General features: G+C 59.5%; 28 protein-coding genes. 6 read left to right on the forward strand and 22 right to left on the reverse strand.

The genetic code is table 11. The features are described 5' to 3' along the window. Positions 1-86 precede the first annotated feature (86 nt). Genes BN1128_RS23385 through BN1128_RS23410 form a run of 6 tightly spaced genes read right to left on the reverse strand, consistent with a single transcriptional unit; the run spans position 87 to position 4,917 of the window. Positions 87-1,265 (reverse strand): tetratricopeptide repeat protein, encoded by a 1,179-nt coding sequence (locus BN1128_RS23385; protein ID WP_042873455.1) that lies wholly within the window; start codon positions 1,263-1,265, stop codon positions 87-89. 2 nt (positions 1,266-1,267) lie between these two features. After that, a complete protein-coding gene (locus BN1128_RS23390) occupies positions 1,268-1,930 on the reverse strand; it encodes an energy transducer TonB (protein ID WP_042873456.1) in 663 nt (220 codons plus the stop codon). Continuing rightward, positions 1,927-2,328 (reverse strand): ExbD/TolR family protein, encoded by a 402-nt coding sequence (locus BN1128_RS23395; RefSeq protein WP_005321875.1) that lies wholly within the window; start codon positions 2,326-2,328, stop codon positions 1,927-1,929. The genes BN1128_RS23390 and BN1128_RS23395 overlap by 4 nt, the downstream gene beginning before the upstream one ends. After that, positions 2,325-2,855 carry a MotA/TolQ/ExbB proton channel family protein gene (locus tag BN1128_RS23400; protein ID WP_005321870.1) on the reverse strand — a complete coding sequence of 177 codons (531 nt, stop codon included), beginning with the start codon at positions 2,853-2,855 and terminating at the stop codon, positions 2,325-2,327. The genes BN1128_RS23395 and BN1128_RS23400 overlap by 4 nt, the downstream gene beginning before the upstream one ends. Beyond that, positions 2,852-4,159: a MotA/TolQ/ExbB proton channel family protein gene (locus BN1128_RS23405; protein ID WP_042873457.1), complete on the reverse strand. Its 1,308-nt coding sequence runs from the start codon at positions 4,157-4,159 to the stop codon at positions 2,852-2,854. The genes BN1128_RS23400 and BN1128_RS23405 overlap by 4 nt, the downstream gene beginning before the upstream one ends. After that, on the reverse strand, positions 4,156-4,917 hold the full coding sequence (locus tag BN1128_RS23410) for a DUF3450 domain-containing protein (protein WP_042873459.1): 762 nt from the start codon (positions 4,915-4,917) through the stop codon (positions 4,156-4,158). Before BN1128_RS23410 ends, BN1128_RS23405 begins: the two co-directional genes overlap by 4 nt. A gap of 209 nt (positions 4,918-5,126) precedes the next feature. Here BN1128_RS23410 and BN1128_RS23415 point away from each other — a divergent pair, with 209 nt between their 5' ends. Beyond that, positions 5,127-5,903, forward strand: coding sequence for a helix-turn-helix transcriptional regulator (locus tag BN1128_RS23415; RefSeq protein WP_042873460.1), 777 nt, complete (start codon positions 5,127-5,129; stop codon positions 5,901-5,903). A 69-nt stretch (positions 5,904-5,972) separates the two neighbouring features. Here the strand turns inward: BN1128_RS23415 and glmS are convergent, their stop codons facing one another. Continuing rightward, positions 5,973-7,805, reverse strand: a complete 1,833-nt coding sequence (gene glmS / locus BN1128_RS23420; RefSeq protein WP_042873462.1) for a glutamine--fructose-6-phosphate transaminase (isomerizing) — start codon at positions 7,803-7,805, stop codon at positions 5,973-5,975. Between the two features lie 61 nt (positions 7,806-7,866). After that, on the reverse strand, positions 7,867-8,640 hold the full coding sequence (locus BN1128_RS23425; protein ID WP_042873464.1) for a DeoR/GlpR family DNA-binding transcription regulator: 774 nt from the start codon (positions 8,638-8,640) through the stop codon (positions 7,867-7,869). Positions 8,641-8,763: 123 nt separating this feature from the next. On the opposite strand from BN1128_RS23425, the gene blrA reads away from it, so the two are divergent. The 5 genes from blrA to creD all read left to right on the forward strand — a co-directional run bounded on the left by blrA (position 8,764) and on the right by creD (position 13,796). Beyond that, positions 8,764-9,438, forward strand: coding sequence for a beta-lactam response regulator transcription factor BlrA (blrA, locus tag BN1128_RS23430; RefSeq protein ID WP_042873623.1), 675 nt, complete (start codon positions 8,764-8,766; stop codon positions 9,436-9,438). 34 nt (positions 9,439-9,472) lie between these two features. Next, entirely contained in the window at positions 9,473-10,894 is a 1,422-nt protein-coding gene (gene blrB / locus BN1128_RS23435) for a beta-lactam sensor histidine kinase BlrB (protein WP_042873466.1), read from the forward strand. 77 nt (positions 10,895-10,971) lie between these two features. After that, positions 10,972-11,766: a class D beta-lactamase gene (gene blaOXA, locus BN1128_RS23440; protein ID WP_042873468.1), complete on the forward strand. Its 795-nt coding sequence runs from the start codon at positions 10,972-10,974 to the stop codon at positions 11,764-11,766. A gap of 83 nt (positions 11,767-11,849) precedes the next feature. Next, entirely contained in the window at positions 11,850-12,329 is a 480-nt protein-coding gene (locus BN1128_RS23445; RefSeq protein ID WP_042873470.1) for an Lcl C-terminal domain-containing protein, read from the forward strand. 117 nt (positions 12,330-12,446) lie between these two features. After that, positions 12,447-13,796, forward strand: coding sequence for a cell envelope integrity protein CreD (creD, locus tag BN1128_RS23450; RefSeq protein ID WP_042873472.1), 1,350 nt, complete (start codon positions 12,447-12,449; stop codon positions 13,794-13,796). A 60-nt stretch (positions 13,797-13,856) separates the two neighbouring features. On the opposite strand, the gene glmU is transcribed toward creD, so the two are convergent. From glmU to mnmG, 14 genes are all read right to left on the reverse strand, one after another. Next, positions 13,857-15,218, reverse strand: coding sequence for a bifunctional UDP-N-acetylglucosamine diphosphorylase/glucosamine-1-phosphate N-acetyltransferase GlmU (gene glmU / locus BN1128_RS23455; RefSeq protein WP_042873476.1), 1,362 nt, complete (start codon positions 15,216-15,218; stop codon positions 13,857-13,859). A gap of 94 nt (positions 15,219-15,312) precedes the next feature. Continuing rightward, on the reverse strand, positions 15,313-15,741 hold the full coding sequence (locus tag BN1128_RS23460; protein ID WP_042873478.1) for a F0F1 ATP synthase subunit epsilon: 429 nt from the start codon (positions 15,739-15,741) through the stop codon (positions 15,313-15,315). An 18-nt stretch (positions 15,742-15,759) separates the two neighbouring features. Beyond that, complete coding sequence (gene atpD, locus BN1128_RS23465; protein ID WP_042873482.1) at positions 15,760-17,148, reverse strand: F0F1 ATP synthase subunit beta; 1,389 nt, start codon at positions 17,146-17,148, stop codon at positions 15,760-15,762. 33 nt (positions 17,149-17,181) lie between these two features. Beyond that, positions 17,182-18,048: a F0F1 ATP synthase subunit gamma gene (gene atpG, locus BN1128_RS23470; protein WP_042873483.1), complete on the reverse strand. Its 867-nt coding sequence runs from the start codon at positions 18,046-18,048 to the stop codon at positions 17,182-17,184. Positions 18,049-18,091: 43 nt separating this feature from the next. After that, positions 18,092-19,633 carry a F0F1 ATP synthase subunit alpha gene (gene atpA / locus BN1128_RS23475; RefSeq protein ID WP_042873485.1) on the reverse strand — a complete coding sequence of 514 codons (1,542 nt, stop codon included), beginning with the start codon at positions 19,631-19,633 and terminating at the stop codon, positions 18,092-18,094. Positions 19,634-19,648: 15 nt separating this feature from the next. Then, complete coding sequence (gene atpH / locus BN1128_RS23480; RefSeq protein WP_042873487.1) at positions 19,649-20,182, reverse strand: F0F1 ATP synthase subunit delta; 534 nt, start codon at positions 20,180-20,182, stop codon at positions 19,649-19,651. A gap of 13 nt (positions 20,183-20,195) precedes the next feature. Then, positions 20,196-20,666 carry a F0F1 ATP synthase subunit B gene (atpF, locus tag BN1128_RS23485; protein ID WP_042873489.1) on the reverse strand — a complete coding sequence of 157 codons (471 nt, stop codon included), beginning with the start codon at positions 20,664-20,666 and terminating at the stop codon, positions 20,196-20,198. A 52-nt stretch (positions 20,667-20,718) separates the two neighbouring features. Next, complete coding sequence (gene atpE, locus BN1128_RS23490; protein WP_005307205.1) at positions 20,719-20,961, reverse strand: F0F1 ATP synthase subunit C; 243 nt, start codon at positions 20,959-20,961, stop codon at positions 20,719-20,721. A gap of 58 nt (positions 20,962-21,019) precedes the next feature. After that, positions 21,020-21,802, reverse strand: a complete 783-nt coding sequence (gene atpB, locus BN1128_RS23495) for a F0F1 ATP synthase subunit A (protein WP_042873491.1) — start codon at positions 21,800-21,802, stop codon at positions 21,020-21,022. An 8-nt stretch (positions 21,803-21,810) separates the two neighbouring features. Continuing rightward, positions 21,811-22,221 carry an ATP synthase subunit I gene (locus BN1128_RS23500; protein WP_010635593.1) on the reverse strand — a complete coding sequence of 137 codons (411 nt, stop codon included), beginning with the start codon at positions 22,219-22,221 and terminating at the stop codon, positions 21,811-21,813. A 190-nt stretch (positions 22,222-22,411) separates the two neighbouring features. Then, complete coding sequence (locus BN1128_RS23505) at positions 22,412-23,320, reverse strand: ParB/RepB/Spo0J family partition protein (RefSeq protein WP_042873493.1); 909 nt, start codon at positions 23,318-23,320, stop codon at positions 22,412-22,414. Further along, the gene (locus BN1128_RS23510) at positions 23,317-24,120 is read right to left on the reverse strand and encodes a ParA family protein (RefSeq protein ID WP_042873495.1); all 804 of its coding nucleotides are present in this window, start codon (positions 24,118-24,120) and stop codon (positions 23,317-23,319) included. Before BN1128_RS23510 ends, BN1128_RS23505 begins: the two co-directional genes overlap by 4 nt. Before the next feature lie 26 nt (positions 24,121-24,146). Beyond that, the gene (gene rsmG / locus BN1128_RS23515) at positions 24,147-24,773 is read right to left on the reverse strand and encodes a 16S rRNA (guanine(527)-N(7))-methyltransferase RsmG (protein ID WP_042873497.1); all 627 of its coding nucleotides are present in this window, start codon (positions 24,771-24,773) and stop codon (positions 24,147-24,149) included. An 8-nt stretch (positions 24,774-24,781) separates the two neighbouring features. After that, positions 24,782-26,671, reverse strand: a complete 1,890-nt coding sequence (gene mnmG / locus BN1128_RS23520) for a tRNA uridine-5-carboxymethylaminomethyl(34) synthesis enzyme MnmG (protein ID WP_042873500.1) — start codon at positions 26,669-26,671, stop codon at positions 24,782-24,784. Positions 26,672-26,686 lie beyond the last annotated feature (15 nt).

Genomic DNA, 26,686 nt, shown 5'->3' on the forward strand with positions numbered 1-26,686 from the left:
CGGGATGACAAGGGCTTTTTGCAAGAATGCGTTTGTTTGCTGAAAAAGCAGGCTAAAGCCCCTAAAACCAAGACATCAGCCCCCATTTACGCCGATTTTTTGCTCAATTCTTCACTTTGGGCCTGGATATAGTTGACCCAGCTGGTTGCCCGCTGTTGCCAGTTACCCTGCTGTTGCAGTTCACGGGCCAGCTCCAACGCCTGGGCATACTGCTCCTTATTAAGGTGGGCCTGTACCAGCAGCGCCTTGGCTCTGTTGCCCTGTTCACCCTTGGTCGACTTGATGGCAGCCAACTGAGTCATGGCGGCATCCGTCTTGCCCTGTTGCAGCAGCAGTTCGGCTGCACGCATGGCCGCTTTGGGCTGACCATGCTGGTTGGCCAGCAGTTGCCAGCTATCGACCGCCTTCGGCCATTCCCGGGCTCCTTCCCATAGCTGGGCCAGCAGTTGCTGGTTCTCGGCACTTTGCTTCATTTGTCCCTTCACCATGGCCGCTTCCAGCAAACGAGCACCACGATAAGGCAGCCCCTGCCAGGCATAAAGGCGGATCAACTGATTGCGGGCGGCGACATCGTCCATCAATTTTCTATCGATGGCTGTCTGCAACAGAGCTAACGCCTGATCGCCACGCTTGGCAGAGAGGTTGAGCGATACCGCCTGTTGCCACCACTTGATCTCTTTCGGCTCGTGGCGGATCAGCTCGGCTGCCTGATCGGCTGCCACCCCGTAGCGCTGCAAGGCGGTGAGGGCGGAGAGGCGAATGATGGCAGCCTGCTTTTGCCAGCTCTTCTTGAGCAATTGTTCGCTCTGGCTGGCGGCCTCGGCATACTGTTTGTTGTGGTAATAGAGACCGGCTAACCGCAGGCGCAAGCCATCGTCGGGTTTGAGTGCCAGTGCCGTCTTGTAGCTGGCGATGGCGCCAGACCAGTTGGATTGCTGGGCCTGGATATCGCCACGCAGACGCAGCAGCTGGAGTTGTTGCTGCTCCGGCCACTCTTTATAGGTCAGCGCCTGTTCGACGTAACGGCTCGCCTGGGTAGTTTGTTGCAGGTTGACTGCCAAGGACGCCTGCAACTGGGCCAGCCAGGCACGCTCGGCATCGGACCCCGGCTTGAGACCGGCCGCCTTGCTCTGGGCCTGTTGCCACTGGCCAGACTGATAGAGCTTCATCACGGGCTCAAGCTGACGAGAGAAATGGGGGCTCACCTCCATCGCAAGACAGGCTTGGCTGACCAGGGCCAGCAGGCAGATCCAGATCCGCAACATAGTTATGACTCCAGTTTGAATTTGAGCGTGATGACTTGCACCAGTTTGTCGCTGGCGCCTGGTCTCGGCTGATAGCGCCACTTGTTGATGGCCTGAATGGCCGCCCGCTCGAACTGACGCTTGGGCTTGGCCTCGATCACTTCCACATCCTGTACTCGCCCTTCAGCATCGACGCTGAAGCGCAGGGTTACGGCGCCTTCAATCCCCGCCTGCTGGGCGCGATAGGGGTAAACAGGTTCGATCCGTTGCAGCGGCATCAACATATCGCCGGCACCGACTCCGGCGCCTTGCTGCTGACCATGAAAGTTACCGCTCAGTACGGGGGCCGTGCTGGTCGCCACACCAGGGGCGTAGACCTGCACCGCGCTGAGGCTGGAGACCAGATCCAGGCTAGGTTGCACCGAAGGCAGCGGCGCTGTAGCCGGCAAGGGCATGGGAGTCGACGCCAATGCGGCGGGAGGTTCCGGCAGGCGTTCGGGCTCTTGCGGCACAGGGCGTTCACGCACCTGCACCTCGGTCACTTCATTCTGCATGTTGATGACGATGGATTTTTGCTCACTCGCCACCTTCTCCCCCTTGGGGGGCTCCACCAGAGTGGCCATGAACAGCAGGATTGCCAGACTGAGGGCGATCCCCAGCCCCAGGCTCATCAGCTTGAACTTCATTTCGGCGCCACCGCCACGGCAATGTTGGCGATACCCGCCGCCTTGGCCTCATCCATCACCCGCACCACCTTGCCGTGGGGCACCCGCTCGTCGGCCTGGATCACCAGACTGGCATCGGGTTGCTCCGCCAGCAGACGGGCGATACTGGCCTGTACCCGCTCCACATCGATCTGTTTGCGGTCGAGGAAGATCTGACCCTGAGCCCCGATCGCCAGCATGATGCTGGAGGATTTCTGCGCCTTGGCCTGACTGGCCTGGGGTCTGTGTACCTCGAGCCCGGCTTCGCGCACGAAGGAGGTGGTGACAATAAAGAAGATCAGCATGATGAACACGATATCCAGCATGGGGGTCATGTCGATCTGCACTTCGTCACGCTGGCGTTTGGATTGCCGTCTCATTGCATTACCTTCTCTTCTCGCAGGCCGTCCCGGGTCTTGGCCAGCGCACGCTTGGCCTGGCTCTCGAGCCGGCTGAGTAACAACACGCCGGAAAGGGCCACCACCATACCTGCCATGGTGGGTATGGTGGCGCGGGAGATCCCGCCCGCCATGCTCTCCGGGTTAAAGCGGTTGGCCGCGGCCAACGCATCGAATACGCCTATCATGCCGGTCACTGTGCCCAGCAACCCCAGCATGGGGCAGAGCACCACCAGGGTGCGGATGAAGATCAGATGACGATTGAGCTCAAGCTCGGCCTGGGCCAGCCAGCGACCGCGAATGGCCCTGGCATGCCAGCTATGGCGCTCGCTGCGCGCCTGCCAGCGGCCGAGCAGCTGTTGCTGCAAGGGGCCGAAACCCAGATTGAGGTAGAGCAGCCGCTCGATCATCAAAATCCACATCAGCACCAGCAGGGCCAGAATGACCCAGAGCACCGGGCCGCCACGGCCCATGAAGCTCTGCAGCTGTTGCCAGATGTCGAGCATCATGCTGCCCGCTCCATCCCGCTGTTATTGCTCTCGGCGCGCTCGGCCAGAATGCCGGCCACCTGCTGCTCCAGCACATTGGAGAGCTCGGTGAAACGCGATTGCAGCAGGCTGTGGGCCAGGATGAGCGGAATGGCCGCTACCAGACCCTGTACCGTGGTGACCAGCGCCATCGAGATGCCGCCCGCCATGATCTTGGGATCGCCGGTACCGAACTGGGTGATGGCCTGGAAGGTGCCGATCATGCCGGTCACAGTACCGAGCAGACCCAGCATGGGGGCGATGGCCGCGATCACCTTGACCATGCCGAGGCCGCGCTCCATGCGGGGCGTCTCCTGCAGGATGGCCTCATCCAGCCTCAGCTCGAGGGTTTCCATGCTCAGCTCGGGATGCTGCTCCGCGACTGTCAGTACCCGACCGAGGGCATTGTCGGCGTGATATTCGCCGCTCTTGAGCTGGCGACGCACCAGAGTCAGCTCGCGGGAGAGGCTCCACAACCGCACTGCGGCGATCCCCAGACCGATGGCGGCCAGCAACACTATGATGGCGCCCACCTGGCCACCCTGTTGAACTTGCTGCCAGAAAGTAGGCGCCTGTGCCAGCATCGCCAGCAGAGTGCCATGAGAAGGATCCAGCGGTAGCGCTTCCCCTTCCTGACCCTGATAGGCCGCGACCTCGGAGAGCACACCACTTGGCAGCCCCAGTACCGGACTCAAGCCTTCGGCGGTCGGTTGCAAGAATCCTTCGCTCCCCAGCAGGGCAAAGCTGCCAACCCGGGTCAGCGACTGCTCGCTGGCTGCGCCCTGGGCATCGAGCACCTTGCCGTTGAACTGGGCAATCCGGCCAGATTCGCGGATCTCTTGCAGCAGAGTGGCGGGCAGCAGGGCGAGGGCGGCGCGATCCGGTACCTGCTTCTCCTGCGCCATGGCTTTCAACGGGGCTAGACGCTCCAGGTACTGGCCCTCGACTGCGGATTCGCTCAGCAGCTTGACCGCATCGCTGGCGCCCTGACGGGTGACCGCGAAGATCTCGTTCATGTCGCCGGAGGCTTGCTCCCACTGGGCGTTGAGCTCGACCAGCTGCTTTTCATTGCTGGCGAACTGGCTGCCCAGCTGCTTGCTGAGGTTCTGGGCTGCCGCCAGCTTGGCGCGGGCAGTGCCAAGCTCCTTGGCAACAGCTGCCAAGTCCTGCTGGGCCTGCTGTTCACGGGCCTGCTCCTGCTGCTGCCACTCATCGTTGGCAAACGCGGCATTGGCACTGAAAGAGAGGGCAATAACAAGGGGGAACCACTTCATGGCTGCGCTCATGATTGGGCCTCCTGACTACGGCTGACAGAGAGGGGGACATTGAGCAACTGGGGAACCTTCTTGTCGGCAGCCACATCCAGCGCCTCAGAGATGGGAGAGAGCCACTGACTGTCGAGGGCTTGCCATTGTTTGTTCTCGGCAGACCAGCGCCACGCCTGGGAGCGATCAGCAGTCATCGCCAGCAGGGAGACACGGCCCAGCGCCAACACGTCGACCCGACGCGCGGCACCATCCAGCTCCAGCTCGGCGGAGTAGCTATCCAGCCGGCTGCCATATTCGGCTTCTATCTGATAGGCCTGCAGCAGCTGACGGAATTTCTCCGCCTCGCTCACATCGGCGCGGGCCAGCGTTGCTTTCAACTGTTCAACCCGCGCCAAACGATCTTCCTTACGCAGCGGGATGTCGTTTTGCACCAGCAGTTCCAGGTCCGCCTGCATCTGCAACATCAGCGGGATCAAGCCCTGCCGGGTCTCTTGCACCGCCTCCAGCTGCTGGTTCAGCTTGCCCAGCTCATTTTGCTGATCGGCCACCAGAGACTGCATGTAGCGGTTGTAGGCTTCGAGGTCGCGCAGTTGCAGCTGGGCATTTTGCAGCTCCAGTCGTGCGGCTACGGCGGCATCGGCGGCTTTTTCCACCCGCTGCTGGGAGGCTTTCCCGGCAGCTATGCTGTTCTTGAGGGCGGGAGCAACCAGCTCATCCCCGATGGCAGCAAAGTGGACTGACAATGGCAACAAGGCCAAACCCCAAAACTTGTTCATGATATAAATCTTAACAATGATAACTATTCTCATTGTCTCAAAGAGTGGGGTCAGTGGCAATCAGATGATTTTCTTGGCCTTCGGCCGAAAAAACAGGATAATTTTTAAGCAAGCACGGGAGTCACTGGCGTTGGTAGTCACAACACCAAATTAATAAATAAAAAATATCTTTTCGATCAATGTGATAGAGGTCGAAAAAGGAGATGTACATGTTTAACGATGCGATCTGGGAACACATCGATCGGTTCACCAAGGCCAAGAAGACCAGTGATATCCAGCAGCAACTGGAGCGCTTCAGTCATCAGATGGGCTTTGATTACTTCCGTCTGCTGATTATTTTCCCCATCAGCATGCAGAAATCCCACGTGGCGTTGTTCAACAACTGCCCCACCAGCTGGTTCGATGCCTACACGGAGCGGCACTACCTGACCCAGGATCCTGTGGTCTTCCTGGGCCTGAAGCAGACCCAGCCCATCTTCTGGAACAAGCTCGACTGCGACTCTCCCTGGCTGCCCAGCGCCAGCCGGGAGGTGATGAATCTGGCCGCCGATTTCGGGGTGAGGAACGGTGTTTCCTTCCCGCTGCACACCCCGCAGGGGGAGCACGGCATCCTCTCCTTCATCAGCAAGGAGAAATCCAACTCCGATCTGATGTTTGAAAACGTTCCCCTGCTGTCGTTCTGCGCCAGCTACATCTTCAACTCGGCGCTGCAGCTGATAAAGAGCAGACCGGATCTGATGAAGTACCTCACTGAGCTGTCGGACCGGGAGAAGGAGTGCCTGTTCTGGGCCAGCGAGGGCAAGACCTCCTGGGAGATAGCCACCATACTCGGCATCAGCGAGCGGACCGTCAACTTCCACCTCAACCAGGTCACCAACAAGACCGACTCGAAGAACCGCAACCAGGCGATCGCCAAGAGCATCTCCAGCGGCATCATAGTGCCTTCGCTGGACGACGTGACCATCACCAATCTGCGGCTGTCATAGCGGCCACCCTGCCAGATAACCAAACAAAAAGAGCCGCAATGCGGCTCTTTTTTCATTTCTGACAACGGCTTATTCCACGGTCACGGATTTCGCCAGGTTGCGCGGCTGATCCACGTCCGTGCCCTTGATGAGGGCAACGTGGTAGGAGAGCAGCTGCAACGGCACTGTGTAGACTATGGGGGCTATCATCTCTTCCACATGGTTCAGGCTCATCACCCGCATGGTCTCGTCGCTCTTGAAGCCGGCATCCGCATCGGCGAACACGTAGAGGATACCACCACGAGCACGCACCTCTTCCACGTTGGACTTCAGCTTCTCCAGCAGATCGTTGTTCGGCGCCACCACTATGATGGGCATCTCGGCATCGATCAGCGCCAGCGGGCCGTGCTTCAGCTCACCGGCGGCATAGGCCTCGGCGTGGATGTAGGAGATCTCTTTGAGCTTGAGCGCCCCCTCCATGGCGATGGGGTACTGGCTGCCACGGCCGAGGAAAAGGCTGTGGTGCTTGTCGGCGAACTCTTCGGCCAGAGCTTCTATGTCCTTGGCCAGCGCCAGGCTCTCCTTGATGCGCAGCGGCAGGGCTTGCAGCGCCTTGACCAGCTCGGCCTCGGCGGCGGCGCTCAGGTTGCCACGGCAGTGACCAACGGAGGCCACCAGCATCAGCAGGCCGGCCAGCTGGGTGGTGAATGCCTTGGTGGAGGCCACGCCAATCTCGGCACCAGCTCGGGTCATGAAGGCCAGATCCGATTCACGTACCAGGGAGGAACCCGGCACGTTGCAGATGGCCAGCGAACTCATGTAGCCGGACTGTTTGGCCAGACGCAGGGCGGCCAGGGTATCGGCGGTCTCGCCACTCTGGGACAGGGTCACCAGCAGGCTGTTGGGGCGCACGACCGACTTGCGATAGCGGAACTCGGAGGCGATCTCCACGTCGCAGGAGACGCCGGCTATCTCTTCGAACCAGTAGCGAGCCACCATGCCCGAGTTGTAGGAGGTGCCGCAGGCGACGATCTGGACGTGCTCGACCTTGTCGAAGATGGCACGGGCACCGTTGCCGAACGACTCGACCACCACATGATCGCTGCCCAGACGCCCTTCCAGGGTGTTGGTGATGGCCTTGGGCTGCTCGTAGATCTCCTTGAGCATGTAGTGGCGGTACTCGCCCTTGTCACCGGCATCGTGGGAGAGCTCGGACTCCAGCTCTTCGCGCACCACAGCCTCTCCATGGGTATCGAAGATGTGCACGTCGCGACGGGTCACCTCGGCCACGTCTCCCTCTTCCAGGAAGATGAAGCGGCGGGTCACCGGCAGCAGCGCCATCTGGTCGGAGGCGATGAAGTTCTCGCCTATGCCGCGGCCGATCACCAGCGGGGAGCCGGAACGGGCCACCACCACGCGGCTGTCGTCACGGCTGTCCATCACGACTGTGCCGTAGGCACCGCGCAGCTGCTTCACCGCCACCTGCATGGCCGCCAGCAGGCTGGGGGCGGACTTCAGCTCGTGGTGCACCAGATGGGCGATCACCTCGGTGTCGGTGTCGGAGCTGAACACATAGCCCAGCCCTTGCAGCTCGGCCCGCAGCTCTTCATGGTTCTCTATGATGCCGTTGTGCACCACCACAATGTGCTCGGAGACGTGGGGGTGGGCATTGCGCTCGGACGGCTCGCCGTGGGTAGCCCAGCGGGTATGGGCGATACCGGTTCCACCGTGGACGGACTGCTCCTCCAGCGCCTTGGCCAGCTCGGCCACCTTGCCCAGACGGCGAACCCGCTGCAGCGGCTGGTTGGCGCTAAACACGGCCACACCGGCCGAGTCATAGCCACGGTATTCCAGACGGCGCAGGCCTTCTACCAGGATTTCAGCCACATCACGTTGGGCGACGGCCCCGACGATGCCACACATACACTTCTCCTCGATTGAATTCAGAAATTGGTTTGGATAACGGGATATTTGATTGGCGATATCAGCCGGCCACGGGGGCGCAGATCAGCGTGATCCCCCTGGCTTGAATCTGTTCTCTGGCCGAGGTGGCCAGACCTTCATCGGTCACCAGGGTCTGGATGTTCGCCCAGGGCAGCTCGAGGTTGGGGATCTTGCGGCCTATCTTCTCCGACTCGACCATGACGATGACCTCCCGCGACACCTCGGCCATCACCCGTGACAGGCCCACCAGCTCGTTGAAGGTGGTGGTGCCCCGCTCCGGGTCTATGCCGTCGGCGCCGATGAACAGCTGGTCGAAGTCATAGGAGCGCAGCACCTGCTCCGCCACCTGACCCTGAAAGGATTCGGAGTGGGGATCCCAGGTGCCGCCGGTCATCAGCAGGGTGGGTTCGTTCTCCAGCTCGCGCAGGGCGCCGGCCACGTTGAGGGAGTTGGTCATGACGATGAGACCGCGCTTGTTGCCCAGCATGGGGATCATGGCGCTGGTGGTGCTGCCGCTGTCGATGATGACGCGATTGTGATCGCGGATCCGTTCGGCGGCGGCACGGGCTATGGCCAGCTTTCGTTTCGAAACTTGCTCGGGATTGCTGTCCACCACCATTTCGCTGGGCAGGGGCACGGCACCACCGTAACGACGCAACAGCAGGCCACCGGTTTCCAACACGGCCAGATCTTTGCGGATGGTCACTTCAGAGGTGGAGAAGTGCTTGGCCAGGGTATCAACGCTCACTTCACCCTGCTCCTGCACCAGGCTCACTATGGTGTGACGGCGCTGCTGAGTATTACGTTTGGTCATCTTTAAGTTTCGATTCGAAAGAATATCGAAATTTTAGCGCCTTTTTTGGAAAAATAAAACAGCAAATAGGATCCGATTTGGTTCGATGCCAGAATGGGACAACGGATTTACGACGAGGACGCCATGCAAAAACGAGTCATCTGGCTGGTGGAAGATGAGGCCAGCATCGCCGACACCCTGATCTATGCGCTGCAAACCGATGGCTTCGAGGTGGAGTGGTTCCCCCTCGGTCAGCCGCTGCTGGCGCGACTGGAACAGACGCGACCGGATTTTCTGATCCTGGATGTGGGACTGCCGGACATCAGCGGCTTCGAGTTGTGCAAGCAGGTACGGGCCCGCTGCGACACCCCCCTGATGTTTCTCACCGCGCGCAGCGAGGAGATTGACAGGCTGATCGGGCTGGAAATTGGTGCCGATGACTATGTGGCCAAGCCCTTCTCTCCCCGGGAGGTGTGCGCCAGGGTACGGGTCATCCTGCGCCGCAGCCAGCCGACGCCCCCCCCACCGAGCCAACTGCTGGCACTGGATGAGGAACGGGCCCGCATCAGCTTCTATGGCCAGCCGCTGGCGCTCACCCGTTACGAATACCTGCTGCTCAAAACCCTGATGCAGGCGCCGGGCCGGGTCTACTCCCGCCAGCAGCTGATGGATCTGGTATGGAGCGGGGCGGAGGAGAGCCTAGATCGCACCGTCGACACCCACATCAAGACCATCCGCGCCAAGCTGCGGGAGCGCGACCCGGACGCCAACCTGATCCTGACCCATCGCGGGCTGGGCTACAGCCTGGAGCTGGCATGAACATGCTGCTGCCGTGCAGCGGCCAGGAGCCGACATGAGAATTGGACTGCAACTGCTGTGCGGGCTGGTGCTGATCTTCGCACTGGCCGCCTGGTTCGTGCTGGAGATCTTCGTCGAGGAGATAAAACCCGGGGTGCGCAGCGCCACCGAAGATACCCTGGTGGACATGGCCCAGATGCTGGCGCCGCTGGCACTGGACGATCTGCAGGAAGGAAAGATGGCGGATGGCAGGCTGGCCAGCGCCTTCGCCCGCCTCAACCAGAGTCCTATCAACGCCCTGATCGACGGCCACCTCAAGCAGCAGGCGGAGTACCGCATCTATGTGGTCGACCGCTGGGGCAAAGTGGTCTACGACTCGGACGGGGTGGATCTGGGCAAGGACTACTCGCGCTGGAACGACGTCTATCGCACCCTGCGCGGCGAATACGGGGCCCGCAGCACTCGCAGCGACCCCGACGATCCCGCCAGTTCCGTGATGCACGTGGCCGCGCCGCTGCGAGAAGGGGGCTATATCCTGGGCTCCCTCACGGTCGCCAAACCCAACCGCACTTTGCTGCCCATGATAGAGCGCAGCGAACACCAGCTGTTGCAGGGGGCGGCCCTGCTGCTGTTCATCTCGCTGTTGATCGGTGCCCTGCTGGTGTGGTGGCTCAACCGCGCCATCGGCAAGCTGGTGCACTACGCCGATGCGGTCAGCCACAACCAGCCGGCCAGCCTGCCGCGCCTCTACAGCCCCGAGCTGGATCGGCTCGGCCGATCTCTGGAGACCATGCGCCGCCAGCTGGATGGCAAGGCCTATATCGAAGCCTATGTGCACAGCCTGACCCACGAGCTCAAGAGCCCGCTGGCCGCCATTCGCGGGGCAGGGGAGCTGCTGGCGGAAGCGCCGCCACCCGAGGTGGCGCGGCGCTTCATCGGCAACATCAATCTGGAGACGGCCCGCATGCAGCAGCTGATAGAACGCATGCTGCAACTGGCCAAACTGGAGTCGGGGCAGGGGCTGGACAGACAGGCCACCGAACCCGCCAGGCTGGGCAGACGGGCGCTCGATGCCCGCCAGATCATAGCCCAGCGCCTCCAGGTGACGCTGGTCGCCGAACTCGGCGAGGCCCAGAAACAGAAGTGGGACTCGCTGCTGGTGGAGCAGGCCCTCGGCAACCTGCTGGATAACGCCCTCGACTTCTCACCCGCCGGCAGCACGGTCAGATTGACCGGCGAGATGAGCGCCGACGGTTACTGTTTCCGAGTGCGAGATCAGGGGCCCGGCATTCCGGACTATGCCCTGCCACGCATCTTCGAGCGTTTCTACTCCCTGCCCAGGCCCGACAAGGGCAAGAGCAGCGGCCTCGGGCTCAGCTTTGCCACCGAGGTAGCCCGCCAGCACGGCGGCCACCTGAGCCTCGGCAATCAGCCCGATGGCGGTGTGCTGGCCGAGCTCTGGCTGCCCACCGGCTGACACTTCACACTGGCCACATAAAGCGGCGTTATGCTGCCGCCTCCCGGCCCCTAGCCCCATTTGTCCAAGGAGACCCCATGTCCCGCATTCTGTTACCCGGCCTGCTCGCCGCTGGCCTGCTATTCTCGCTGCCGGCCAGCGCCGCCTCCGGCTGTATGCTGTTTGCCGATGGCAGCGGCAAGCCCATCAGCAGCCAGGGGGATTGCTCAAGCCAGCTGCCTCCCGCCTCCACCTTCAAGATCCCGTTGGCACTGATGGGCTATGACAGCGGCTTCCTGGTGGATGAAAAGCTGCCGGCCCTGCCATTCAAACCCGGCGACGATGACTGGCTGCCCGCCTGGCGCGAGACCACCACCCCGAGCCGCTGGCTCACCTACTCTGTGGTCTGGTACTCCCAGCGCCTCACCGAGTGGCTGGGGATGGAGCGCTTCCAGCAGTACGTCGATCGCTTCGACTACGGCAACCGGGATCTCTCTGGCAACCCCGGCAAGCACGACGGTCTGACCCAGGCCTGGCTCAGTTCGAGCCTAGCCATCAGCCCGCAGGAGCAGGCCCGCTTCCTCGGCAAGCTGGTGAGCGGCAAGCTGCCGGTCTCCGCCCAGACCCTGCAGCACACGGCCAATATCCTGCGTCAGCCCGACATCGACGGCTGGCAGATCCACGGCAAGACCGGCATGGGCTACCCCAAGCTGCTGGATGGCAGCCTCAACCGGGATCAGCAGATCGGCTGGTTTGTCGGCTGGGCCAGCAAGCCGGGCAAGCAGCTCATCTTCGTCCACACAGTCGTGCAAAAGCCCGGCAAGCAATTCGCCTCGATCAAGGCGAAGGAAGAGGTGTTTGCCGCCCTGCCTGCACAACTCAAAAAGCAATGATCTCGCTCCCCGCCAGATAAGCCCCGATAACCACGGTCAGCCCACCAGCGACGGGCTGACCATCCTTCGTAAACGAGACAAACATGAAATTATTTCTATTGCTGCTCTGGCTTCCGGCCAGCATGGCGCTGGCTGCCTGTGACCTCTCCGACCGCCTGACGCGGCAGGGGGAAGTCATCTACGATCGGCTAAACCACCTCGAATGGCAGGCGTGCAGCCTCGGCAGCCAGTGGCAGGAGGGGAAGGGGTGCGTAGGCACTCCGGCGTTGCTCACCCTGCTTGAGGCCAAAGATGAGACCACCCGGCTGGGCAAGGGGTGGCGACTCCCCACCATAGAGGAGCTTTTCACCCTGCTCGACGAAGATTGCCGGGCGCCGATGACAGACCCTAGCTTCTTCTCCGATATCCATGATAACGGGGAAAATTCAGCCCCATACTGGACCTCCAGCTCCATTGAGGAGATGCCGGAACTGGTCTACTACGTCGACTTTATACACGGGGTGATCGACGGCCATACCGATCGTTTCGCGCAAGCAGCCCGGCTGGTGCGCTTCCGCCCCTGAACAATTTCACGGTGCCTGATGGCGCCGTTTTGCATCAGTTCACCGCCGCTTCACACAAGCCCATCACCACTTCACGCTGGGCTGACAGACTCGCTCCACCCAACAAGGAGACGTGTCATGGTCAAACAGATATTCACCCACAAAATCTTTCTGCTGCTGTTGCTCAGCCTGCTGCTGATGGTGCCGGTGCAATCCATCATGGAGCTGAACCGGGAGCGTCAGGCCTATCGCAGTCAGGCCATCCACAGCATCATGGCCAGCAGCAGCGGACCGCAGCGGCTGCTGGGGCCTGTCGTGGTGCAGCCTTACACCCGCACCGTCACGGTGGAGCTGGATGGCAAGCGCTTCGAGCGCAAACTGCAGCTCTATCGCTACCTGCTGCCGGAGCAGCTGGATGTGCGGGCCAGCATGGAGGTCACCCCCCGCAAGCTCGGCATCTATCAGGCTCAGGTCTATCACACCCGGCTCTCCCTCTCGGGGCGCCTGCCCACCGAACTGAACGGCAAGGCCCTGATAAGCGGCGAACCAGACCTGACTGTCGATGCAGCCGATCCGGCACTGGTGGCGGGTACCCCCTATCTGAGCCTGGTGCTGTCCGATGCCCGCGGCATCAACAGTGTGCCGGAACTGCAGCTGGGTGAGCAGCGCATCCCGTTTGCCCCCGGCGCCCTGCTGGGTGACGGTCTGGCTGGTATCCATGCGCCGCTCAATGCCCTGCCGGGTGGGGGAGACGCCTTTCATATCGAGCTGGATCTGCAGGGAATGAATGAGCTGGAAGTGGTGCCCCTAGGCCAGGACAGCAAGCTGCAGCTGAGCGGCAACTGGCCTCATCCCAACTTCATCGGCGACTTTCTGCCGGGCAGCCGCACCCTCACAGCCCGGGGGTTCGACGCCAGCTGGCAGAGCAGCTGGTTCGCCACCGACATGGAGAGCCGTTTCAACCGCATGATGAAAGGCGCCGGCGGCGATCTGCCCACCTTCAGCGTCAGCCTGGTACAGCCGGTGGATCACTATCAGCTGAACGAGCGGGCGGCCAAGTATGCCCTGCTGTTCATCGGCCTGACCTTCCTCAGCTTTTTCATGTTCGAGCTGCTCAGGGGATTGCGGGTACACCCGATCCAGTACGCCCTGGTGGGCATGGGACTGGCCATCTTCTATCTGGTGCTGCTGGCGCTGACCGAGCACCTCGGCTTTGGCTGGGCCTACCTGATTGCCGGCCTGGCCAGCGTTGCTCTCAACGGTTTCTATCTCAGCCATGTGCTGGGCGGCCCCAAACAGGGGATCGGATTCGCGGCCCTGCTCGGGTTGGTCTACGCCATCCTGTTCGGCCTGCTGCAAGCACAGGAGATAGCCCTGCTGCTCGGCGCCCTGCTGCTGTTCGTCATACTGGCGCTGATCATGGTGCTGACCCGCAAGCTGGACTGGTATCGGGTGATGGGCAACCCCACCCAGCATCAGGATCCATAACCCGCAGGCCATGACAAAACCGGCGCCATCAGGCGCCGGTTGTATTTTATTGATCGGGCATCACTTCTTCTTGACCGGACGAGCCCAGTTCTTGATGTGACGCTGGGGCACCCGGGTGATGACCAGCTCGTTCTCGGCCACATCCTTGGTAATGGTTGAACCCGCGCCAAGGGTTGCACCCTTGCCGATGCGCACCGGCGCCACCAGCTGGGTATCGGAGCCGACAAACACATCATCCTCTATGATGGTCTGGAACTTGTTCACACCGTCGTAGTTGCAGGTGATGGTACCGGCCCCAATGTTCACCTTGGCACCCACCTCTGCATCTCCCAGATAGGTCAGGTGACCACACTTGGAGCCGACCCCGAGACGGGATTTCTTCATCTCGACGAAGTTGCCAACGTGCGCATCCTGCTCCAGCACGGACCCGGGACGCAGGCGGGCAAATGGACCGACCGAACACTGATCTGCCACCTGGGCACCCTCGATGACGGAGTAGGGCTTCACCTCTGTGTGGTCGCCGATGACGCAATCCTTCAGTACGCTGCCGGCCCCGATGCGCACGTGGTTACCGAGCGTCACCTTGCCTTCGATGATGACGTTGACATCGATCACCACCTCTTCACCGATCTCGATGGATCCGCGCAGATCGAAACGAGCGGGGTCGATTAGGGTGACGCCGGCGATCATCAGCTGCTCGGCCTGCATCTTCTGATAGCTGCGCTCCAACTGTGCCAGCTGAACCCGGTTGTTGGCACCTTCCACTTCCATGGCGCTGTCCGGATGGACGGCGGCGATGGGGCAACCATCGGCATGGGCCATGGCAATCACGTCGGTAAGGTAGAGTTCGCCCTGGGCATTATTGTTATCCAGGCGCGACAACCAGCCACGCAAGTCGGCGCCGTTGGCCACCAGCACACCCGTGTTCACTTCACGGATGGTCAGCTGCTCGGCATTGGCATCCTTCTGCTCGACGATGCCGACCACCTGGCCGTTGGCGCGCACTATGCGGCCGTAACCGGTCGGGTTGTCCAGCACCACTGTCAGCAGCGCCATGCCGTCATCAGCCTTGGCGGCCAGCAGCCGTTGCAGGGTCTCCGGCTGGATCAGCGGGGTGTCGCCGTACAGCACCAGCACGTCATCCTCATCTTTCCAGAACGGGATGGCCTGGGCGACGGCATGACCGGTACCCAGTTGCTGCGCCTGCAGTACCCAGTTCAGATCGGCGGCCTGGATCCGCTCCTTCAGCAGCTCGGCACCGTGGCCATAGACCAGATGCAGTTGCTCGGCACCGACCTGGCGGGCGGTATCGATCACATGGGAAACCATGGGTTTATTGGCTACCGGGTGCAGCACCTTGGGCAGGGCTGAGCGCATGCGGGTACCTTTACCCGCCGCCAGGATCACGACATTGAGGGACATAACTCGACCTTTGGAACATGAATAAATACTCGGCGGAGTCTATCCAACGAGTAAAAAAAAAGCGACCCGAAGGTCGCTTTTTGCATCACCGAACTTAACGGTAATTCTTTTTGACGATATCGATAACCCGCAGTTGGGCCATCGCCTTGGCCAGCTCGGTAGCGGCCTGGGCATAGTCGATATCACCATGGGAGCTGTGGATCCGCTCTTCGGCCGCGCGTTTGGCTTCCTGGGCTTTCGCCTCATCCAAATCCTTGGCACGAATTGCAGTATCCGCCAGCACGGTCACGGCTTCGGGTTGCACTTCCAGCATGCCGCCGGAAATATACAGCACCTCTTCGCTACCATTTTGCTTGATCAAGCGGACCAGGCCCGGCTTGATGGCAGTCAGCAACGGAGCATGACCGTGACGGAGACCCAGCTCACCTTCGGAGCCTGATACCTGAGCAGATTGCACTCGACCGGAAAAAAGTTTCCCTTCGGCGCTCACCACATCCAGGTGAAAGGAGATCATCTCAGCCATGGGCCCTCCTATCGAGGCTTACAGTTTCTTGGATTTCTCGACGACTTCGTCGATGTTGCCAACCATGTAAAACGCCTGCTCAGGCAGATCGTCATACTCGCCTTTCAGGATGCCCTGGAAACCACGGATGGTCTCTTTCAGCGGCACGTATTTGCCCGGAGAACCGGTAAACACTTCTGCCACGAAGAACGGCTGGGACAGGAAACGCTCGATCTTACGGGCACGGGCTACGGTCAGTTTGTCTTCTTCTGACAGTTCATCCATACCCAGGATGGCGATGATGTCCTTCAGCTCTTTGTAGCGCTGCAGTACGGTCTGTACACCACGAGCGGTCTCGTAGTGCTCCTTGCCTACCACCAGCGGATCCAGCTGACGGGAGGTGGAGTCCAGCGGGTCAACGGCCGGGTAGATACCCAGAGCCGCGATCTGACGGGACAGAACGACGGTGGCGTCCAAGTGGGCGAAGGTGGTCGCCGGAGACGGGTCGGTCAAGTCATCCGCAGGCACGTAAACGGCCTGGACTGAGGTGATGGAACCGGTCCGGGTGGAGGTGATGCGCTCTTGCAGAACACCCATCTCCTCGGCCAGGGTCGGCTGGTAACCTACTGCAGACGGCATACGGCCAAGCAGTGCGGATACTTCAGTACCGGCCAGGGTATAACGGTAGATGTTGTCCACGAAGAACAATACGTCACGACCCTCGTCACGGAACTTCTCGGCCATGGTCAGACCGGTCAGCGCCACGCGCAGACGGTTTCCGGGCGGCTCGTTCATCTGACCGTAAACCAGAGATACTTTGTCCAGTACGTTGGACTCCATCATCTCGTGGTAGAAGTCGTTACCCTCACGGGTACGCTCACCTACACCGGCGAACACGGAATAACCGCTGTGTTCGATGGCGATGTTACGGATCAGCTCCATCATGTTGACGGTCTTGCCGACACCGGCACCACCGAACAGACCGACTTTACCACCCTTGGCGAACGGGCATACCAGGTCGATAACCTTGATGCCGGTCTCCAGCAGGTCGTTGCTGTTGGACTGATCTTCGTAGCTGGGAGCCGCGCGATGGATGGACCAACGCTCTTCTTCACCGATCGGACCTTTTTCGTCGATTGGCTCACCCAGTACGTTCATGATCCGACCCAGAGTCGATACACCGACCGGCACCTGGATGGATTTACCGCTATTCATTACTTCCAACCCACGACGCAGACCGTCGGAGGAGCCCATGGTGATGCAACGAACGACGCCGCCGCCGATCTGTTGCTGCACTTCCAGCACCAGACCCAGGCCTTGACCTTCGCTGACGACCTTCAGTGCATCGTACACCTGGGGCACGGCATTCTGCGGGAACTCGATGTCCACCACAGCGCCGATGATTTGGACGATGAAACCGTTACTCATGTCAAATCCTCTAAACCTTTGATAACCCTTGCCTTACACCGCAGCAGCACCGGATACGATCTCTGTCAGCTCCTGGGTAATACTGGCCTGACGGGCCTTGTTGTATACCAGTTGCAGATCGTTAATCAGGTTGCCGGCGTTGTCAGTCGCGGCTTGCATGGCAACCATTCGGGCTGCCTGTTCACTTGCCAAGTTTTCTACCACCCCCTGGTACACCTGGGATTCGACGTAGCGAATCAACAGGGTATCCAGCAGCTGCTTGGGATCCGGCTCATAGAGGTAATCCCAGTGTTGCTTCTTGGCGAGCTTGCTGTCTTCAGTTACGGGCAAAGGCAGCAGTTGATCGACTCGTGGTTGCTGCACCATGGTGTTGACGAACTTGTTGTACACCAGGTACAGCTTGTCAATCTCACCGTTGTCGTAAGCCTTCAGCATGACCTTGACTGAACCAATCAGGTCATTGACGCTCGGGTTGTCACCCAGTCCTGCGACATGAGCTTTCACCTTGGCGCCGTGCCGTTCAAAGAAGTTGGAGGCCTTGTTGCCGATCAATGCCAGGTCAACCTTGGCACCTTTCTCGCTCCATTGCTTCATATCATTGAGGGCAGCCTTGAACAGGTTGATGTTCAAACCGCCACACAGGCCACGGTCGGTGGAGACGACTATGTAACCCACTCGCTTGACCTCACGTTCCATGAGGTAGGGGTGCTTGTATTCCAAGTTCCCCTGGGCGATATGGCCGATCACCTTGCGCATGGTTTCAGCGTACGGACGGCTGGCAGACATGCGTTCCTGCGCACGGCGCATCTTGCTTGCTGCCACCATTTCCATAGCGCCGGTGATCTTCTGAGTGTTTTTCACACTCCCGATCTTGTTACGTATCTCTTTTGCGCCGGCCATCTCTTACTCTCCATCAGGTGGCAGCTCGCGCTGCCACACACGCTTACCAGGTCTGGGTTGCCTTGAAGTCATCCAGCAACGCAGTCAGCTTGCCAACGATCGCGTCGTTGTAGTCTGCTTTGGCATTGATTTCAGCCATCAGCTCAGCATGCTGGGTATTGGCGTAAGAGAGCAGAGCGGCTTCGAAGTCGACGATCTTGTTCAGCTCGACATCGGAGAGATAGCCTTTCTCGGCGGCGAACAGCACCAGCGACTGCTGGGCCACGCTCATCGGAGAGTACTGTTTCTGCTTCATCAGCTCGGTCACTTTCACACCGTGATCCAGCTGCTTGCGAGTTGCCTCGTCCAGATCGGAAGAGAACTGGGCGAATGCCGCCAGCTCGCGATACTGGGCCAGTGCGGTACGGATACCACCGGACAGCTTCTTGACGATCTTGGTCTGAGCGGCACCGCCCACACGGGATACGGAGATACCCGGGTCAACTGCCGGACGAATACCGGAGTTGAACAGCTGTGACGTCAGGAAGATCTGACCATCGGTGATGGAGATCACGTTGGTCGGTACGAATGCAGACACGTCACCGGCCTGGGTTTCGATGATCGGCAGCGCGGTCAGAGAACCGGTCTGGCCTTTCACTTCACCCTTGGTGAACTTCTCTACGTACTCGGCGTTGACGCGAGCAGCACGCTCAAGCAGACGGGAGTGCAGATAGAAAACGTCACCCGGGTAGGCTTCACGTCCTGGCGGACGGCGCAGCAGCAGGGAGATTTGGCGATAAGCTACGGCCTGCTTGGACAGGTCATCATAGATGATCAGCGCGTCTTCACCGCGGTCACGGAAGTACTCACCCATGGAGCAACCGGCATAGGGTGCCAGGTACTGCAGGGCAGCGGCTTCGGAGGCAGAAGCAACAACGACGATGGTGTTGGCCAGCGCGCCGTGCTCTTCCAGCTTGCGCACCACGTTGGCGATGGTGGAGGCCTTCTGGCCAATCGCAACGTAGACACACTTAATGCCGGAGTCTTTCTGGTTGATGATGGTGTCGATCGCGATGGCGGTCTTGCCCACCTGACGGTCACCGATGATCAGCTCACGCTGGCCACGACCGATAGGGATCATGGCATCGATGGCTTTCAGACCGGTCTGAACCGGCTGGTCAACGGATTTGCGCTCGATAACGCCCGGGGCGATCACTTCGATCGGCGAGAAGCCGTCGTTTTCGACCGGACCTTTACCATCGATCGGCTGACCCAGGGTGTTCAGCACCCGGCCCAACAAACCACGACCGACCGGCACTTCCAGAATACGGCCAGTGCCTTTTACTTTCATTCCTTCTGACAGACCGTCATAGGAACCCATGATCACAGCACCGACGGAGTCACGCTCCAGGTTCAATGCCAGAGCGAAGCGGTTGCCCGGCAGCTCGATCATTTCACCTTGCATGGCATCGGCCAGGCCGTGAATACGAATGATACCGTCGCTCACAGAGACGATGGTACCTTCGTTACGCGCTTCACTTTTGACATCAAACTGCGCGATGCGCTGCTTGATAAGCTCGGCGATTTCAGTGGAATTCAGTTGCATGCTCTAATACCCCAATCAAGATTGCAGCGCGTCAGCCATGCGATCCAGCTTACCGCGGACAGAGCCGTCGATTACCAGATCACCGGCCTTGATGAGCACCCCGGCCATCAAGGACGCATCCATGCTGCAATTCAGCTTCACTTTGCGCGCGAGACGTTGTTCCAGAGAAGCCTGAATAGCGGCTTTCTGCTGGTCGGTCAGTTCGGTCGCCGAAATCACGTCAGCCTGAACTTCTTTATCCAGTTCAGCCTTGAACGCTACAAATTCAGCAACGACCGCCGGCAGCACACCCAAGCGACCATTCTCAGCCATTACCCGGATAAGGTTCTGGCCATGCTCGTCGAGTTGCTCACCACAGATACCGACAAAGAGATTTGCCAGTTCTTCGGCAGCGACAGAGCCGTTCACCAGGTTGTGAATGGTTTCGTTCTCCGCTACTTGTGCAGCGAAGCCGAGCATCCCCAGCCACTGGTCAACCGCCTTGTGCTCAACGGCAAACTCGAAAGCAGCCTTGGCGTAGGGGCGAGCGATTGTAGTCAGTTCAGACATAGCCCCGTTCCCGTTACAGTTCTGCTACCAGTTTGTCGACGATGTCGCTGTTGGCAGCCTGGTCGATGTGACGCGCCAGGATCTTCTCTGCACCAGCAATGGCAAGAGCAGCAACCTGCTTACGCAGTTCTTCTTTGGCACGATGACGTTCAGCTTCGAGCTCGGCGCGGCCCTGAGCCAGGATTTTTTCCCGCTCAGTCTGGGCTCCGACAGCAGCCTCATCAATGATCTGGGCTTTACGTTTGTTAGCCTGTTCAATGATTTCTGCAGCCTGGAGCTTGGCTTCTTTCAGCTGATCGGTGGCGTTGGCCTTGGCCAAATCCAGATCTTTCTTGGCACGCTCTGCGGAAGAGAGACCATCAGCAATTTCTTTCTGACGGGCTTCGATGGCTGCCATCAGCGGCGGCCACACGTACTTCATGCAAAACACTACGAAGAAGAAAAAAGCAATTGCTTGGCCGAGGAGGGTGGCGTTGATATTCACAGCCTATGTCCTCTTAGTTAGTTAATGGGTTATGCCTGGGAGTCGTCGAGACTTAGCCAGCAACCGCAAACATCACGTACAGACCCAGACCAACGGCGATCATCGGGATCGCATCCACCAGACCCATCACGATGAAGAACTGGGTACGCAGAACAGGGATCAGGTCAGGCTGACGAGCTGCACCTTCCAGGAACTTGCCACCCAGGATACCGATACCGATGGATGCGCCGATAGCCGCCAGACCCATCATCATTGCAGCAGCGATGTACAGCAGGTCCATGTTCAAGTTTTCCATGAGGATCTCCATTTATTTAGATGTAATTGATTGTATAAAAAGGATTATTTGAGTTGCATCAACCATGGTCTTCTTGTGCCATCGACAGATATACGATGGTCAGAACCATGAAGATAAACGCCTGCAAAGTGATGATCAGGATGTGGAAAATTGCCCAAGGCACGGACAGGATCCACTGTGACCACCAGGGTAACAAACCCGCAATCAGGATAAAGATCAGTTCGCCAGCATACATGTTGCCGAACAGTCGTAGACCCAGAGAAACAGGTTTGGAAATCAACGTGACGGTTTCAAGGATGAAGTTAACCGGGATGGCAGCCGGGTGGTTGAAAGGCTGAAGCGTCAGCTCCTTCACAAACCCGCTGATACCCTTGACCTTGATGCTGTAGTACAGGATCAAGAAGAACACGCCCAAAGCCATGGACATGGTGATGTTAACGTCAGCAGAGGGAACCACACGCAGATAGGGAACACCCATCAACTGTGCAGCGTGGGGGATAAAGTCAACGGGGATCAGATCCATGAGGTTCATCAGGAAGATCCACACAAACACCGTCAGGCCCAAAGGTGCGATGACCTTGTTACGACCGTGAAAGATGTCCTTGACGTTACCACTCACAAACTCGACCAGCATCTCCACAAAGCACTGCAGCTTACCGGGGACACCACTGGTAGCGTTGACGGCTACACGGCGGAAAGACCAGATAAACAGAGTGCCCAACAGAACAGAAAATATCATTGAGTCGACATTGACTGTCCAGAACCCAGACCCGACTTGCAGATGGGTCAGATGGTGGGAGATATATCCCTGAGGAGTCAGGACTTCTCCGGTTGCAGACATGAGTTTTCCTAATAGTGGTTGTTAAGCGTGAATGAGACTATCCACTGTACAACGAGGGCGAGGATATAAGTGGCAAAGAACGAGACGGTATCGACCTCGATCCCGGCGCCAAACATCAGGGCGAAAAGTCCTGTTGTAGTAATGAGCTTAATCCCTGCCCCACCATAAAAGTCCCGCAGAACCAGGCCCACACTCTCCTTCGTCACCTTGCGGCGCAGAACCCAGAGCGTGAACAGGGCTTGAGGAACCCAGTACATGCTCCCCCCATAGAGGGAGGAACGTCCGGCAAACGCACCGGCCTGGTAAAACCAGACGGTACTGATCGCCAGGATCAGGACGAGCTGACAAACGAGCATAGCCAAGGCCAGCGTCAAACCTTCCAAGGCTATTTTCTGCTTCACCAACCTACCCCTGAACATTACAGAACTGTAAAAAATCGGGATCCGAAGACCCCGTGTTTACAGCCCTAAAAGCCGGTCAAATTATACCCTTGAAGACAGCTATTGCAACATGGCAAAAATCCTTAATTTTTGCGGCTTTCCGCACAGAATCAAGGTTATGTCCATATCAAAAGGAATGGATGTTTTATTACTACAAAAAGCGTAAAAATCACGTTTCTGACAGGCCAAAATAGCCCAATACCCGGTCCAAATCCGCCAAGTTCTCGTAACTTATTACTAACTTGCCGCTATCCTGTTTCCCCGGCTGAAGTTGTACCTGATTGCCAATTTTTTCTGAAATCTGGCGCTCCAGGTAACCAAACTGGGGATCACGGACGGGTTCAACCTTGGCTTTTGCCGGTTCCAGCGCTTTTTGAACCAGCTTCTCGGTATCTCGCACTGTCAGCCCCTTCTGGGCGACCAGCTTGGCCAGTTCGGACTGGGCCTGTCCGCTCAAAGCCAGCAGAGCGCGGGCATGGCCCATGTCGAGATCGCCGTGCTCGACGAAACGCTTGACGTCGTCGTTGAGCTGGTTGAGGCGCAACAGGTTGGTGACAGTGGTGCGGGACTTGCCTACCGCCTCGGCCACCTGCTGGTGGGTCAGCTCGAATTCGGTCAGCAGCCGCTGCAGGGCGACCGCCTCCTCGATGGCATTGAGATCTTCGCGCTGGATGTTCTCAATCAGCGCGATGGCGACGGCCGCCTCGTCGGGCACATCCTTGACGATACAGGGCACCACATCGAGCCGGGCCAGCTGGGAGGCACGCCAGCGTCGCTCGCCGGCGATGATTTCGAAAGATTGCTCGCCGAGGGGGCGCACCACGATCGGCTGGATCACGCCCTGGGCGCGGATGGAATTGGCCAGGTCTTCCAGTGCATCCTGCGACATGTCCTTGCGTGGCTGGTACTTGCCGGACTGCAACCACTCCACCGGCAGCCTGCGCAGCTCACCCTGATTGGTGGGGGCCATGGCCTCTTCGGTACGCTGGTCGCTCATCACCTGTTTCTGGCGCGCGGCCGTGCTGGTGCTGAGCAGGGCGTCCAGCCCCTTGCCCAGTCCACGTTTTTTCGGCGTCATATGCTCTCTCGGTCTGCGATGGTCACCTGACGCTCCTGCTCCTGGCGGCGCAGCATCTCGCCCGCCAGCGCCAGATAGGCCTTGGCGCCCACCGATGATTTGTCATAGTGCATGGCCGGGGCACCGAAGCTCGGCGCCTCCGCCAGTCTTACGTTGCGGGGGATGATAGTGCGATAGACCTTGTCCCCGAAATGCTGTTTCAGCTGATCGGACACATCATTGGCCAGCCGGTTGCGGTGATCGAACATGGTGCGCAGCACCCCTTCGATCTTCAGCTCCGGATTGACCACGGCTGCCAGCTTGCTGATGGTGTCGACCAGGGCGGTAAGCCCTTCCAGCGCATAATATTCGCACTGCATGGGCACCAGCACGGAATCGGCGGCGGCCATGGCGTTCACGGTCAGCATGTTGAGAGAAGGCGGGCAGTCGATGAAGATGTAATCGTATTTGTCCCGTACCGAGGCAATGGCGTTGCGCAGTCGGATCTCACGGGCGAAGAATTCCATCAGACGGATTTCGGCCGCGGTCACGTCGGCATTGGCGGCGATGAGGTGATAGCCCCCCGAGGTTTCGGGGATGATCACTTCGGCAATGGGGGCGTCTTCGATCAGCAGCTCATAGGCGGTGCGCTCGACTTCGTACTTGTCGACGCCGCTGCCCATGGTGGCATTGCCCTGCGGATCCAGATCGATCACCAGCACCTTGCGCCGGGTGGCGGCCAGGGAGGCGGCCAGATTCACACAGGTGGTGGTTTTACCCACTCCACCCTTCTGGTTGGCTATGGCGATGACTTTTCCCACACTATCCCCTAAATGAAACTGCGACCCTATTCGGGCTGGACATGTTTGAATTCCAGCAGATGACGTTCGCCTTCCAGTTCCGGTACCCGTAATTCATGACAGGCTACCAGACGGATATTGGCAGGCAACTGGGCCAGCTCCTGCTCGGGATATTGCCCCTTGAGCGCCAGGAAGCTGCCCTGTTCGGACGGCAGATGGTGACACCAGCTCAGCATGTCCTCCAGCGAGGCAAAGGCCCGACTGAGCACACAATCAAACCCCACGTCAGGCTGATACTCTTCCACCCGGGATTTGACTGGCGTCACATTGGTCAGGCCCAGCTCCTGGATCACCTGGCGGATAAAGTTGATCCGCTTGCCCAGACTGTCGAGCAGCACGAACTGCTTGTCTGGATTGATGATGGCCAGCGGCAAACCAGGCAGGCCGGGACCTGTGCCCACATCGATGAAACGTTCACCGTGCAGGTGAGGGCTCACCACCAGACTATCGAGGATATGCTTGACCAGCATGGCGTCCGGATCACGCACCGAGGTGAGATTGTAAGCCTTGTTCCACTTGTGCAGCAACTCGACAAGCTGAACCAACTGGGTCTTTTGAGTGTCGGTGATAACAATACCGGCCTGCATGAGCAGGCCGTTCAATCTTTCCAGCATGGGGATCCTCAGGCGGTTTTACGCAGCAGGCCGTGTTTTTTCAGGTGAACCAGCAGGATGGAGATGGCTGCCGGTGTGATGCCGGAGATGCGGGAGGCCTGACCTATGGTCTGCGGCCTGGCATCGCTCAGCTTGGCGATCACCTCGTTGGAGAGACCGTTGACGTCGCGGTAGTTCATGTCCAGCGGCAACAGGGTGTTCTCGTTGCGCAGCTGCTTCTCCACCTCGTCGTGCTGACGTTCGATGTAACCGGCGTACTTGATCTGGATCTCCACCTGATCGGCGGCGGCGCGATCGCTCAGCGCCGGGCCCACGCCTTCGATGGCCATCAGCGCATCGTAGGTTACCTCGGGACGACGCAGCAGCTCTTCCAGACTCTGCTCGCGGGTCAGCGGGGTATTGACCAGGGCGTTGACCGCCTCCAGCGACGGATGTTGCGGGTGGATCCAGGTCGAACGCATGCGCTGCTGCTCCAGCTCCACCTGTTCCATCTTGACGTTGAACTTGCCCCAGCGCTCGTCATCCACCAGACCCAGCTCGCGGCCGATGGCGGTCAGGCGCAGGTCGGCGTTGTCTTCCCGCAGCAGCAGACGATATTCGGCGCGGCTGGTGAACATGCGGTAGGGCTCGCGGGTCCCCAGGGTGGAGAGATCGTCCATCATCACGCCCATGTAGGCCTGATCCCGGCGCGGATGCCAGGGATCCTTGTCCTGGGCACGCAGACCGGCGTTCAAACCGGCCATAAGGCCCTGGGCCGCGGCCTCTTCGTAACCCGTGGTGCCGTTGATCTGGCCGGCGAAGAACAGGTTGCCGATGCACTTGCTCTCCATGTTGGCCTTGAGATCCCGCGGATCGAAGAAATCATATTCGATGGCGTAGCCGGGGCGGGTAATGTGGGCATTTTCGAAACCACGAATGGAACGCACTATCTGCACCTGCACGTCGAATGGCAGGCTGGTGGAGATCCCGTTCGGATAGAGTTCGTGGGTGGTCAGGCCTTCCGGCTCGACGAAGATCTGGTGCGCCGTTTTGTCCGCGAAGCGGGTGATCTTGTCTTCGATCGACGGGCAGTAACGCGGGCCGATCCCTTCGATCACTCCGGCGTACATGGGACTGCGATCCAGATTGTTGCGGATCACCTCGTGGGTACGCTCGTTGGTGTGAGTGACGTAGCAGGGCACCTGACGGGGGTGCTGGCTGGCGTTGCCGATAAACGAGAAGACCGGGCGTGGATCATCGCCGTACTGGGCCTGCATCACGGAGAGATCGACGCTGCGGGCATCGATCCGCGGCGGTGTACCCGTCTTGAGACGATCGATGCGCAGCGGCATCTCGCGCAGCCGTTGAGCCAGGGCGATCGAGGGAGGATCCCCGGCGCGGCCGCCCTTGTAGTTTTCCATCCCGATGTGGATCAAGCCATTCAGGAAAGTGCCTACGGTCAGTACCACCGTCTTGCTGCTGATGCGGATCCCGCTCTGGGTGACCACTCCGGCAACACGATCCCCGTCCATGATCAGATCGTCACAGGCTTGCTGGAAGATCTTCAGGTTTGGGTAGTTCTCCAGCATCTGGCGAACAACGGCTTTGTAGAGCAGTCGATCCGCCTGAGCACGGGTGGCTCGTACCGCAGGTCCCTTGGAGGAATTCAGTGTACGAAACTGGATCCCGCCAAGATCTGTGGCTCGCGCCATGATCCCGCCGAGGGCGTCAACTTCCTTGACCAGGTGTCCCTTGCCGATCCCACCGATCGCCGGATTACAGGACATGTGTCCCAACGTATCGATATTGTGGGTCAGCAACAGGGTATTCAGACCCATACGGGCTGCCGCTGTTGCTGCTTCGGTTCCAGCATGACCGCCACCGACGACGATCACATCAAATTGTTCATGGTATTGCATTGGGGATCACCTTGA

The organism is Aeromonas piscicola (assembly GCF_000820005.1).
GTDB classification, from domain to species: domain Bacteria; phylum Pseudomonadota; class Gammaproteobacteria; order Enterobacterales; family Aeromonadaceae; genus Aeromonas; species Aeromonas piscicola.